The organism is Pseudomonas sp. H3_A02 (assembly GCF_054671965.1).
On sequence record NZ_CP162807.1, the window covers coordinates 4,273,294 to 4,286,386 of the forward strand.

The window sequence follows — 13,093 nt, forward strand, 5'->3', positions numbered from 1 at the left end:
ACAAAGAAGGACTGCTACGCAGCCCAGCGGGAGCAAGCTCCCTCGCCACAATGACCCCGCCAGTCTTGGGTGAGTGCTTGGATTGAGTGAGGGTCTTGATTCTTTTCCATCAAATGTATTGATGGTTGCGTTCTATTGCGGCAAATAAAGGTCATGGACCCGCTTGACGGTCCCATCCGCCCGAAGCGCTTCAACCGCTTCGCGCAAATGCTCGACCATTTTCGGCGAGCATTGCTTTGAACAGGCCAGGTAAAGGTCGGCGCTGCTGCCAACCGTGCTCATGAGCAGCTTGCGCTTGGACACCTTGGGCCAGATATATCGACTTTCCGGCACCCCGTTGAACCAGGCATCGATACGCCCCATCAACAGCATCTGGGCGGGGTTGTCACCGATGGCCAGTGGATAGATCTGCTCATCGCTGAACCCTTCGCTGCGCAGGATATCTTCCTGTGCACTGCCCAGGCCGACACCGATCTTGCGGTAGGTTTCTTTCGCTTGGGTAAAGCTGCTCACCCGCCGTTCGAGGCTGAAAAAGGCTCGCTCCATGGGCATGATCGAGGCGATCCAGGTGAAGCGATCCTCACGAGAGGGGATGCGCGAGAGGGGGGTGATCAAGTGGTCATGTTCTTCACTGACGTGTTTCTGTGCCCGGGCCCAGGGAAGCACATGGATTTTTACGGTGTATCCGGCCTTGGTCATGGCCGCCACGGCGACATCGCCCACGATTCCGTGGCCCCTGGGGTCGTTGACGAATGTCAGCGGCGGTGCGTCGAGAATGTGCAGTTCAATTTCCAAGGGTTCAGCGCCCGTGTTGTGCACAACGAGCAGCGGTATCAATAGACAAAGCCTGGATAGCGCCTTAGTGGGAACATTCAAAACGCGTTTGCTCGGGCTCATGATCGATACTTCAGGCATTGGGACAGTGGGGCGCATTCTACGGGGCGGCGCCGGGAACAGCGTGCTGCAGGCCGATTTTATGTGATGCAGCGCACCTAAAGCGGGGGCGCCACAGTCGTTTTATCTGGACACGCCAACCTCTTGCCTTGGCCTGACTGCGTGTACCTGAAGGTATAGATCATCCCGCCGACAAAAGCCTTGAGTCTTGCAAGTTGATGCTGGATTACGGCGGTCAATTTCAACGATGGTCAACGCTTGGTTGTGGTAAAGAAGGCAGGGGCCAACGCTGCGAACTATGGGGTTGGCCCACCGTTGACCCGAGCGTGCTCCGCAATCAGCTGCACCAGGATCCCCGCCGGTTCGGCAACGCTCTGTCGAGTCCGATGGACGAGGCCGACCTCACGGTGGAAGGTATGCTCCGCGAGGTCGAGCGCGCGAACCCCCGTCGGCCATTGGTGATGGGTTGCGGTTTGCGGCACCAGGGCCACACCCACGCCGTTTTCAACCAGCTTGATGATGGCCTCCAATTCATCCAGCTCGCTGACTTCATGCAAGGCAAAGTGCATCTTGCGCAGGAAGCGATCCACCTGCCGACCACCGAACGAGGCGCGGTCATAACGAATGAAGGGTTGGCTACCAAGCAGTTTGGCCCAGTCTTCGCCCGGTAGCGCGCTCGGCACGATCAGTCGATACGGCTCGAGTGCCAGGGTCATCCAGCACAAATCGTTTTGCAGCGAGAAAGGCGGGCGGATGATGGCGGCCATGTCGATTTCACCGGCATCCACCAGGTTGATCAACTCCATCGACACGCCAGGCAGCACCCGCGTGCGGCACTGCGGACACTGTTGGTGAAACCGGGCGAGGGCGTCAGGCAGGTAAGAGCGTTGCACCGAAGCGATGGCACCAATGTTCACCAGAACGTTGGGGGCAAGTCCGGCTGGGCTTGCGCCAAGATTGTCGTAGAGGCGTAGCAACTCTTGCGCCTGCAAGAGTATTTGGTGACCCATTCGGTTGAGGTGGGCCGAGCGTCCTTTGCGGTCGAAGATCTCGAAGCCAAGTTCGGCCTCCAGGCGCTGGATCTGCGCGCTGACAGCTGCCTGGGTGAGGCCGATTTTATGCCCGGCGGCAGCGAAAGTACCTTCCCGGGCCACGGCGATAAGGGTCTTGAGTTCTTTGATCATTCACAAATATTAATTGTGCTCATGAGAAATATATATTGATTTTATTGCTGCGAGCCCGGCCTTACGATGACCCGGTCCTTACAAAAGCAACAGGAGCCATGATGAGCCTTTCTCCCTTCCACCTTGCAATCCCTGTTTACGACCTTCCAGGCGCCCGGGCCTTTTACGGCGAAGTCTTTGGATTGCAGGAGGGCCGCTCCAGTGCCCAGTGGGTCGACTTCAACTTCTATGGTCATCAGTTGGTCATCCATGAACAGCCAAAGACCGCTGCCCAAGAGAGCGTGCACAGCAACCCGGTAGATGGGCACGACGTGCCTGTTCCTCACTTCGGCATCATTTTGGGCTGGCAGGAATGGGAGGCGCTGGCCGAACGGCTGAAATCCTTTGGTACCGAGTTCGTCATCGAGCCGTACATACGTTTCAAAGGGCAGGTGGGGGAGCAGGCCACGATGTTTCTGTTCGATCCCTGCGGTAATGCCCTCGAATTCAAGGCGTTCAAGGATATGAGCCAGCTCTTCGCTAAATAAAAGGAAGGGTATACCGGTGGCTTGGTAGCGCTCAGGTTGTGACGCTATTGCAGAGCGGTCACAAGTTGTCAACTATCCTCAGGATGCGTAAGCTGCCTCCATGAACCAGCCATCCTTACCTTCGCCCAGTACCCGCGGCCCAGCCGATCATGACATTCGCAACCAGATTGTCGCGGCGGCCAACGAGCATTTCAGTCAATACGGTTATGGCAAGACCACGGTCTCCGACCTGGCCAAGGCCATCGGGTTTTCCAAGGCCTACATCTACAAGTTCTTCGACTCCAAGCAGGCGATCGGCGAGGCCATCTGCAGTCAGTGCCTGGCCGAAATCGTCGCGGCGGTGGAACAGGCCATCAGCGAAGACGGCCTTTCAGCGACGGAGCGCTTTCGCCGTCTGGTCAAGGCCCTGATCACCACGGGCGTGAACCTGTTTTTCAATGACCGCAAGCTCTATGACATTGCGGCATTTTCCGCGTCGGAGCGTTGGCCCAGTTCGCAGGTCTATAACGAGCGGATCAAGAGCTTCGTACTGCAGATCGTGCGTGAAGGGCGGGAACTTGGGGAGTTCGAACGCAAGACACCATTGGACGAAACCGTCGACGCGATCCATCTGGCGCTGCGGCCGTTCGTCAATCCCCTGTTGTTGCAGTACAACCTCGATTACGTCGAGGAGGCTCCCACGCTCACCTGCAATCTCATCTTGCGTAGCCTCATGCCTTAAGCTTGCTCACCGACTCACATTTCTATTCTTGCGGCCTGATGGCCGCTTTTATTTATCTGGATTGTGACTGTTGACATAAATGGTCACATGAATAAGCATGGCGCATCTGCTCTTAGCCTGGGGCGTCGGTATGACGAGCTTTGCCAAATTGCTGCAGCAATTCGATCCGGACGCAGCCTTTGTGGCTCCGCCCAACTGGCAGCAGGGTCGTACCATGTTTGGTGGCTTGTCAGCGGCTCTGTCGCTGCAGGCGGTCTTGCGGGAACGTCCGGCGGATTTCCCTCCGTTCAAGTCCGCGCAGGTGTCGTTCATCGCGCCGGTGACGCAGGCCCAGACTTTCGCAGTAAGCGTGTTGCGCCAAGGACGCTCAGTCACTTCGGTATCCGTCGACTGCCTGTCAGGCGATGATCTTGCCTTGCGCTCGGTTCTGCTGTTCGCCCAGCCACGGGCGAGCAGGATTACTCATGACGCCTGGGGCCGGCCGTTTGTGGAGGGACCGTCCCGCTACGCCACCCTGGCGCTGGACAGCAAGATTGCTCCGGCTTGCGCCTATAACTTCGAGATGCGTCCTGCAGGCGGTTCGCTGCCGGTGTCCGGTGCTGACAGTCCTGAACTATTGATGTGGGTACGTCATCTGGATGCCCAGGGCGTAGACCCGGCAGTTGCCTTGATCGCGCTGGCTGACAGTTTGCCGCCGGCCGCGATGACCTGCTTTACCGAACCCGCTGCCATCAGCTCCGCGTCCTGGATGATTGACCTGCCGCAGCCAGCCGTTGCCGGTGAATGGTTTCTTGTCAGCTCTTTCAGTCAGCAGGCGCTGGAAGGGTACTCGCTACAGGACATGGAAATATGGGACGAAAGCGGCCGCCGCGTGCTTTGGGCGCGTCAGACGGTGGCCATTTTTACCTAGCACAAACAAGCCTTATCCAGACAGCCGTTCCCAGAGTCCCAATAATGAAAAAAATAATGCTAAAGGCCCCTGTGGGCCTCGCCGTTGCGTTCGCCACTTCTCATGTGTTCGCGAGCGGTTTTGCCCTCAATGAACAGAGCGTCAGCGGGATAGGGTCCGGGTTTGCCGGTCGCTCATCGTCGGCCGAGGACGCAAGTACCGTTTTCGGTAATCCCGCGGGTATGTCTCGCCTGAAATCAGAACAGGTCAGCCTGGGGGCAGCGACGCTTTTCGCGAAGAATGACATCAGCCAGACCCGCAGTACCTTTGGCGGCCAGGAAGACGGCGACGTCGTGCCCACGACTACGGTGCCCATGGGTTACTACGTCAAGCCCATCGATGAACATTGGGCGTTCGGCGTGGGTTTCTATGTGCCGTTCGGTCTGATTACCGATTACGGCAGCGACTTTGCCGGGCGCTACTACGGCAACAAAAGCGAGGTCACGACACTCACGTTCCAGCCCACTATCAGTTACGCCTTCAATGACCGGATTTCGATCGGGTTAGGCCCGACGATCAACCGTATCAGTGGCGAGATAACAGGCACCGTGCCCAACCCACTGAGCCCGGGCCGCAATGACGGAAAACTCAAAAGCAACGGCGACGACACCGCGCTCGGTTTCAATGCCGGTGTCCTGGTGCAGGCGACGGATCGAACCCGTGTGGGATTGACCTACCATTCCAAGGTCAGTTACCACTTGGATGCCAAGACCAAGGTCAGCAATGGCATCTTCAGCGTGATAGGGCTCAGCGGTCGTAGCTATGACGCTTCGCTGGATGTGGACACCCCGGAGTCCGTGGACCTCTCGGTCACTCACCAGCTTGACGATGATTGGACCTTGTATGCGGGCAGTACCTGGACACGCTGGAGTCGCTTCAAGGAGTTGACCATCGAGAACAGCGGCTTGCCGCCTTTATTGAGCGGCTCGCTGGGCACCATTACCGAAGAGCAGAACTGGCACGATACGTGGGCTCACGCGATTGGTACGTCGTATCAGTTGAATAATCAGTGGGTGCTGCGCGCAGGCTTCTCGGTCGACCAGTCGCCCGCCAACAACAGCAACCGTGGGCCACGTATTCCTACCGGCGACCGAAAAATTGTCAGCTTCGGTGCCGGCTGGACGCCAATGGACGATGTCACGATCGATGTTGCTTATTCTTATCTGTGGGAAGAGAGCGTACGGGTCAACGAAACCTCGCCGGCCAGAGGTGCCTACAGCTCTAAGTACAAGAACAGCGCGAGCGGTTTTGGTACTTCAGTCAGTTATCGCTTCTGATCGATTGTCGCTCTAAAGGTCGGGAGAAGGGTAATGCTGTCACTTAAGGCTGTGGAACGTTAGTTTCGACCGATTGGATTGGGTACATATCCGTTGCTGCGGTAACGGCGGCTTAGGGCTCCGCCCTGACGGCGGCTCAGTTTTGAAAAGCCCGGAAGCCGGCCCAGTCAAAAGTAAGCAGAACGCTCACGGCCATCGTGGTTAACGGGGCGCCCCAGATCAAGATCAAAAACGAGGCGGCCTGACAGCCGGCCTGGCTCTGGCGGCTGTACTTCAATCCAACTGTATGGGAACGAGCCTGCTCGCGAGGGCGATGGCACAGTCGTTGAAGATGTTGAATGTCCCGACCTCTTCGCGAGCAAGCCCGCTCCCACAGGAGGAACGCGGTCCCCATCAAGAACCAGGTCGGCTATCAGGCCGCCTCGGGGAGGGCGTTGATCTCGGGCGCCCCGTTAACCACGATGGCCGAACGCAGGCATTGCGCAGTGGGCATCCCGGCATGGATGCCGGGATAGCCGCGCTGGGCCATGGATGGCCCTTCGCGGCGGGCCCACGGAGCAATGCCGGAGTGAGGGCATGCCGAGCCTAGGCGAGGCACCAAGTGGTGGGGCAGAAGCGTTTTGGTTACTTTTGACTGGGCCGGCTTCCGGGCTCTTCAAAAGTGACCCGCCGTCAGGGCGGAACCCTAAGCCGCCGTTACCGCAGCAACGGATATGTACCCAATCCAACCCCAAAAAAAGCAGCGCCCCCCTCGGAAATGCGGCCCTGACGTTTCCAGGGTAAAGCAGTTTCTCCGCCCGCTCAGACACCCATGATGCGTGCCATCAGGCCCTGGTGAAACCAGCGCGGCGTGGCCCAGGTCAAGACGGTGATTGCCTTGTTGCCAAGCCCCGGAACGACGCTTATGCGTCTGGCTTGCAGCGCGCGGATGCCTGCGCGCACAACAGGCTGGGGTTGCATCATCACCCTTTTCAAAACCGGTGTGATTTTTTGTCTGGCGCTTTCTGCAAATCCGGTGTCCGACATGCCCGGGCAAAGGGCTGTCACGGCGATGCCATCGCTTTTGAGTTCGCGATGAAGCGCTTCAGAGAAGCGCAGCACGTAGGCTTTTGCGGCAGAGTAAACGGCGAAGTTCTTTACGCCCTGAAAGGACAGCAGGCTCGCGACCATAAGGATGTGTCCACGTTGCCGAATTCGCATGTCAGCTGCGAAGAGGTGGGTCAGGGCTGTCACGCTGGCAATGTCCACGGCGATCATCGCCAGCGAGTGGTCCAGGGACTGAGCCAGGAAAGGCCCCTGTAAGCCATGGCCTGCATTGTTGATGAGCACATCGATCACGATATTGCGCTCTTTCAGTCGCGCATGCAGTTCGATGATCGCGGGGATCGAGGACAGGTCTACTTGTTCGACGAGCACATCAACGTGGAAACGTTCGCGCAACTGCGCTGACAATGCTTCGAGCCTATCCAATCGGCGCGCCACCAGGACGAGTGATTTTCCCTGTGCCGCGTATTGCCGCGCAAACTCTTCGCCAAATCCGCTTGAGGCGCCGGTGATGAGCACCCAAGAGCGTTCGTTAGGTTTCATATCGTTGGTCTCGGGTTAGTCAACCTGAAAGAGAGGGGAACAACGTTGTGTTTGGTCTAGTCAGCGAGTCGCCACCGACTGGGGCTCGGAAGGTTGCCAGCCACCGCCCAGCGCCCTGAATGCCGCCACTGCCGCCCGTGCCGATTCCGTGCGTGCTTGCGCCCGGGCATCGGAGACTTGCAACAGGGTCGCGTCGGCATTCAAAACATCGATCAGGCTGGCTGCGCCTTTCTGATAGCCAATGAATGACGATTGGCGAGCTTGGGCCAACGACGTTTCGCCCTGGGTGAGGGTGCTCGCCTGGGATTCTCGATTCACCAGCGCGGAAAACGCGTTCTCGACGTCCTCGGTGGCGCGCAGCACGGACTGGCGGTAAGCCGCCAGCGCTTCAGCTTCCTGGCCCTTGGCCTGGTCGATTTGCGCGTTGATGCGGCCAAAGTCGAAGAGTCTCCAACGCAAGCCCAGCGCGCCCGCTGCCTGGCTGGCATCACCGGTGAAAAGGTTGCCGGCGGAAACCGCCGTGGCACTACCCAGCAACGCGCTGAGGGAAAATTTCGGGTAGTACTCGGCGACGGCCTCGCCGATACGCGCATTGGAGGCAACGAGACGGCGCTCGGCGACGATCAGGTCTGGTCGGCGGCGCAGCAGATCGGCGGGGGTTCCCATGGCGGTTATCTGGGGCGCCAGAGGAACGCCGTGCCCATTTTTCAGTTGACTGCGATGAGTGCCGGGCGCCGTGCCAAGCATGACATCCAGGGCATTCATGGCCGCATCCAGGCCGGTCTGCAGCACGGGCACCGTCGCCTGGACCTGCGAGAGGGTGCCCTCGACCTGATGAACCTGATAGTTGGCGGCGAGGCCCTTGCTGTAGAGCAACTGGACTTTTTCCAACAGATCCTGCTGTGTCCTGACTTGTCGGTTGGCAATGTCCAACCGCGCCTGCAATCCACGGGCAGTGATGTAGAGGTCGGCGGTCTGCGCGGCGACGGCCAGGCGTGTGGCCGCGACACCGGCCTCGCTGGCCTGGTACTCAGCCAATGCCGCTTCGCGTCCGCGGCGCATGCCGCCAAAGAGGTCCAGCTCCCAACTGGCGCCCAGATTGAGCTCGTAGGCGCTACCGTAGCGATCATATCCAGGCGTCGAGTCCAGCACCTGGCCAAGGGGTGTTTCCACGGATTGGTAGGCACGCGCAGCCTGGCCGTTGATGTTTGCGGAAGGCAACAACGCGGCACTGGCAGCACCCAGGCCAGCCCGTGCCTGGGTGACGCGAGCCGATGCCTGCGCCAAGTCCAGATTTTGCTCAAGTGCTTTGGCAATCAGCTCGCTGAGCACTGGATCGGCAAACCCTTCCCACCACATGGCGAGGTTGGCTGATGTCGCGACGGACCTCTGTTCGACAGACGTCTGGCCCAGGTAACGATGGGTGAGCGCGGTGTCCGGACGATGGTAATCCGGACCGACCGTACAGCCTGCCATCAAGCTGAGGCTCACCAACCAGATAGCGGGGCGTAGGGGCGACATTGGGACTCCTGGAGTCATGTTGGGTTTGTGACCATATTATATTGTAGTCACTATCTGTCAATGGTCGTTCACCAGGTGAAGCTGTAGGAGAGGTTAAGAGATAGGGGCAGATGGTCTTGATGTAAGGCATTAGTTGTTTTGTGACCATTGACAGTAATGGTCACGAGACTGAAAATGCGGCTTCTGTCCTCATCTGCCCAAAAAGGGAACCTATGCGCCGGCTCCGACCTGTCACCTTTGCCGCTTGCTTGTTGCCGCTCGTCCTGACGGCGTGTGGTGATTCTTCCACCGCTAAAGATCCGCGCACGCTTGCCCCCTTGGTGCGGGTCGCTGAAGTCCAGGGTTCGTCCGACGCCTCGCGCTCTTTTACCGGCGTCGTGGCGGCGCGTGTCCAGAGTGACCTGGGCTTTCGGGTGTCGGGCAAGGTGCTCGAGCGTCTGGTCGATACTGGGCAGGCCGTTAAGCGTGGTCAGCCGCTCATGCGTCTCGACCCCATCGATTTAGGGTTGCAAGCACGAGCGCAGCAAGAAGCTGTCGCTGCCGCCAAAGCTCGAGCCAAACAGACCGCCGATGACGAGGCGCGTTATCGCGACCTGGTTGCTGCCGGTGCCATTTCCGCCTCGGGCTACGACCAGATCAAAGCCGCCGCCGATACCGCCAAGGCGCAACTCAGCGCCGCGCAGGCGCAGGCTGACGTGGCCCGCAACGCGTCCGGCTATGCCGTGCTGCTCGCCGATGCCGACGGTGTAGTGATGGACACGCTGGCCGAGCCCGGGCAAGTCGTCAGTCCCGGGCAAACCGTGGTTCGACTGGCGCGGGCGGGGCAGCGCGAAGCCGTTGTGCAATTGCCCGAAACCCTTCGGCCCGGCGCAGGCTCCACCGCCCAGGCGACGCTTTATGGCGCCACCGGGGGGGCTGTGACCGCGAAACTGAGGTTGCTGTCGGATTCGGCCGACCGCGTGACGCGCACCTTCGAGGCGCGCTATGTGCTCGAGGGCGCGTTGGCCAATGCACCGTTGGGAGCGACCGTCACGTTGCGTATCGCCGAAGGCACCGCGCAGCGGCAGACGCTGCAAGTGCCGATCGCCGCCATTTATGACGCGGGCAATGGTACGGGTGTATGGGTCATTGACGGCGAGCCGGCGAAAGTCACCTGGCGCCCTGTGCAAGTCCTGGGGCTGAGCGACGACGCCGCGCGAGTCACCGGCCCTCTCAATGTTGGCGAGCGTATTGTCGGGCTCGGCGCCCATCTGTTGCGTGAAGGTGAGGAAGTGCGGCTGGCGCAACCGGGTGATGTGAAGGTTGCCGGGGGCCGTCCATGAGCCTCAACCTGTCGGCACTCGCCGTGCGCGAGCGCTCCATTACCGTGTTTCTGATTTTCCTGATTGCCGTCGCGGGGACCTTGGCGTTCTTCCAGTTGGGGCGTGCCGAGGACCCGCCGTTCACGGTCAAGCAGTTGACCGTCATCACCGCATGGCCGGGCGCGACTGCTCAGGAGATGCAGGATCAGGTTGCCGAGCCTCTTGAAAAACGCTTGCAGGAACTGAAGTGGTACGACCGCACGGAAACCTACACCCGTCCCGGTCTGGCCTTCACCATGGTGTCGCTGGTCGATCGCACGCCACCTTCGCAGGTGCAGGAGGAGTTCTATCAGGCGCGCAAAAAACTCCAGGACGAGGCGCTCAAGTTGCCGGCGGGTGTCATTGGGCCGATGGTCAATGACGAGTTTTCCGATGTGACGTTCGCGCTGTTCGCCCTGAAAGCCAAGGGTGAGCCGCAGCGGCTACTGGTGCGTGATGCCGAAGCGTTACGCCAGCGCCTGTTGCACGTGGCAGGGGTGAAAAAAGTCAACATCATCGGCGAGCGGGCCGAACGCATCTTTATTTCCTTCTCCCATGATCGGCTGGCCACCTTGGGCGTTTCTCCCCAGGACATCTTCGCGGCGTTGAATAGCCAGAACGCGCTCACACCCGCCGGATCGATCGAAGCCAACGGACCGCAGGTCTTCCTCCGGGTCGATGGCGCCTTCGATAAATTGGCGAAAATTCGTGACACGCCCCTGGCGATTCAGGGCCGCACCCTCAAGCTCTCGGATGTGGCGACCGTCGAGCGCGGTTATGAAGATCCGGCCACGTTCCTGGTGCGCAATAACGGCGAAGAAGCGCTGTTGCTGGGTGTCGTGATGCGTGAAGGTTGGAACGGCCTGGACCTGGGCAAGGCCCTGGATGCGCAGACGGCCAAGATAAATGAAGGCATGCCACTGGGCATGACGTTGACCAAGGTCACCGATCAAGCCGTGAACATTGACTCGGCTGTCGGTGAGTTCATGGTCAAGTTTTTTGTCGCGCTGCTGGTTGTAATGCTCGTTTGCTTTCTCAGCATGGGCTGGCGTGTAGGTGTTGTGGTCGCAGCCGCCGTGCCGTTGACACTGGCGATAGTGTTTGTGGTGATGGCGGCCACCGGAAAGAACTTTGACCGCATCACCCTTGGGTCGCTGATCCTGGCGCTCGGGTTGTTGGTGGACGACGCCATTATCGCCATCGAAATGATGGTGGTGAAGATGGAGGAGGGCTACGATCGGATCAAGGCTTCCGCTTATGCCTGGAGCCACACGGCCGCACCGATGCTGTCCGGTACGCTGGTGACGGCGATCGGATTCATGCCCAACGGCTTCGCGCAATCGACCGCCGGTGAGTACACCAGCAATATGTTCTGGATCGTCGGCATTGCGCTGATCGCTTCCTGGGTGGTGGCGGTGGCGTTTACCCCTTACCTGGGGGTGAAGCTGTTGCCGGATATCAAGCAGGTCGAGGGCGGCCACGCCGCCATCTACAACACTCGCCATTACAATCGTTTTCGCCAGGTCCTGACCCGCGTCATCGCCCGCAAATGGTGGGTAGCCGGCACGGTGGTGGTGACATTTGTCGTGGCGATTCTGGGCATGGGCCTGGTCAAGAAACAGTTCTTCCCGACCTCCGACCGCCCGGAGGTGCTGATCGAAGTGCAAATGCCCTATGGAACCTCCATCGAGCAGACCAGCGCCACCACCGCCAAGGTCGAGGCCTGGCTGCAAAAACAGGACGAGGCGAAAATCGTCACGGCCTACATCGGCCAGGGCGCGCCTCGCTTCTACCTGGCGATGGCGCCGGAACTGCCCGATCCATCGTTCGCCAAGATCGTGGTGTTGACCGACAGCCAGGAAGCACGCGAGACCCTCAAGTTCCGTCTCCGCGAGGCGGCGGCCGAGGGGCTTGCCCCGGAAGCGCGGATCCGGGTGACGCAACTGGTGTTCGGTCCGTATTCGCCGTTTCCGGTTGCTTACCGGGTGATGGGGCCGGATCCGTCGAAACTGCGCGAGATCGCGGAGCAGGTCCAAGGCATCATGCAAGCGAGCCCGCTGATGCGAACCGTCAATACCGACTGGGGACCACTGACGCCGACATTGCATTTCACCCTGGACCAGGATCGGTTGCAGGCGGTAGGCCTGACCTCAAATGCCGTTGCGCAGCAATTGCAGTTTCTGCTGGCGGGCGTGCCGATCACGGCGGTTCGCGAAGACATCCGTTCGGTGCAGGTGGTTGGTCGTGCGGCCGGTGACATTCGTCTCGATCCGGCCAGGATCGAGGGCTTTACCTTGGTGGGTGCGGCGGGCCAGCGCATTCCTCTGTCCCAGGTGGGTGAGGTCGATGTACGCATGGAGGATCCGATTCTTCGTCGGCGTGACCGCACCCCGACCATGACCGTACGCGGCGACATTGCCGAAGGCTTGCAGCCACCGGACGTCTCGAGCGCGATCATCAAGTCTCTGCAACCGGTCATCGACGCGCTGCCGGGCGGCTACCGGATCGAGCAGGCGGGCGCCATAGAGGAGTCAGGCAAGGCCGGCAAGGCGATCGTGCCGCTGGTGCCGATCATGGTGGCCCTGACCCTGCTGATCATCATCGTGCAGGTGCGTTCGATCTCGGCGATGATCATGGTGTTCCTCACCGCGCCCCTGGGCCTGATTGGCGTGGTGCCGACGTTGCTGATCTTCCAGCAGCCGTTCGGGATCAACGCCCTGGTCGGTCTGATCGCACTTTCGGGCATCCTGATGCGTAACACGCTGATCCTGATCGGGCAGATCCATCACAACAAACAAGAGGGGCTGGAGCCCTTCCAGGCGGTCATCGAAGCCACGGTGCAACGGGCCCGTCCGGTGCTGCTGACGGCGCTGGCGGCCATCCTGGCCTTTATTCCGCTGACGCACTCGGTGTTCTGGGGCACGCTGGCCTACACACTGATCGGCGGCACGTTCGTCGGCACCATCATGACGCTGGTGTTCCTACCGGCGATGTATGCCATCTGGTTCAAGATCCGTCCCGACCGTCCAACGCACATTCCGGCAGCACCGTTGGCGTAAGCCAGCACTTTAATGAACGTCGATTGAGCAACGA

10 protein-coding genes are annotated in these 13,093 nt (G+C 60.0%); 6 read left to right on the plus strand and 4 right to left on the minus strand.

Annotated features, from left to right (window positions below):
- Positions 1–132 precede the first annotated feature (132 nt).
- Both AB4N80_RS18835 and AB4N80_RS18840 read right to left on the minus strand, forming a co-directional pair.
- Positions 133–897 carry a substrate-binding periplasmic protein gene (locus AB4N80_RS18835; RefSeq protein ID WP_122567361.1) on the minus strand — a complete coding sequence of 255 codons (765 nt, stop codon included), beginning with the start codon at positions 895–897 and terminating at the stop codon, positions 133–135.
- Between the two features lie 293 nt (positions 898–1,190).
- A complete protein-coding gene (locus tag AB4N80_RS18840; RefSeq protein WP_122567362.1) occupies positions 1,191–2,078 on the minus strand; it encodes a LysR family transcriptional regulator in 888 nt (295 codons plus the stop codon).
- Positions 2,079–2,179: 101 nt separating this feature from the next.
- On the opposite strand from AB4N80_RS18840, the gene AB4N80_RS18845 reads away from it, so the two are divergent.
- From AB4N80_RS18845 to AB4N80_RS18860, 4 genes are all read left to right on the plus strand, one after another.
- Positions 2,180–2,605 carry a VOC family protein gene (locus AB4N80_RS18845; RefSeq protein WP_305467113.1) on the plus strand — a complete coding sequence of 142 codons (426 nt, stop codon included), beginning with the start codon at positions 2,180–2,182 and terminating at the stop codon, positions 2,603–2,605.
- A gap of 100 nt (positions 2,606–2,705) precedes the next feature.
- Positions 2,706–3,326, plus strand: a complete 621-nt coding sequence (locus AB4N80_RS18850) for a TetR/AcrR family transcriptional regulator (protein ID WP_122567364.1) — start codon at positions 2,706–2,708, stop codon at positions 3,324–3,326.
- A 97-nt stretch (positions 3,327–3,423) separates the two neighbouring features.
- The gene (locus AB4N80_RS18855) at positions 3,424–4,236 is read left to right on the plus strand and encodes a thioesterase family protein (RefSeq protein ID WP_305467111.1); all 813 of its coding nucleotides are present in this window, start codon (positions 3,424–3,426) and stop codon (positions 4,234–4,236) included.
- 44 nt (positions 4,237–4,280) lie between these two features.
- Complete coding sequence (locus AB4N80_RS18860; RefSeq protein ID WP_460078192.1) at positions 4,281–5,552, plus strand: OmpP1/FadL family transporter; 1,272 nt, start codon at positions 4,281–4,283, stop codon at positions 5,550–5,552.
- A gap of 801 nt (positions 5,553–6,353) precedes the next feature.
- Here AB4N80_RS18860 and AB4N80_RS18865 read toward each other — a convergent pair.
- Positions 6,354–7,139, minus strand: a complete 786-nt coding sequence (locus AB4N80_RS18865) for an SDR family NAD(P)-dependent oxidoreductase (RefSeq protein ID WP_460090418.1) — start codon at positions 7,137–7,139, stop codon at positions 6,354–6,356.
- Between the two features lie 60 nt (positions 7,140–7,199).
- Positions 7,200–8,660, minus strand: a complete 1,461-nt coding sequence (locus AB4N80_RS18870) for an efflux transporter outer membrane subunit (protein ID WP_305490455.1) — start codon at positions 8,658–8,660, stop codon at positions 7,200–7,202.
- Positions 8,661–8,872: 212 nt separating this feature from the next.
- On the opposite strand from AB4N80_RS18870, the gene AB4N80_RS18875 reads away from it, so the two are divergent.
- The gene (locus tag AB4N80_RS18875) at positions 8,873–9,982 is read left to right on the plus strand and encodes an efflux RND transporter periplasmic adaptor subunit (RefSeq protein ID WP_460083115.1); all 1,110 of its coding nucleotides are present in this window, start codon (positions 8,873–8,875) and stop codon (positions 9,980–9,982) included.
- Positions 9,979–13,059 (plus strand): efflux RND transporter permease subunit, encoded by a 3,081-nt coding sequence (locus AB4N80_RS18880; RefSeq protein WP_460078195.1) that lies wholly within the window; start codon positions 9,979–9,981, stop codon positions 13,057–13,059. Before AB4N80_RS18875 ends, AB4N80_RS18880 begins: the two co-directional genes overlap by 4 nt.
- Positions 13,060–13,093: the final 34 nt, after the last annotated feature.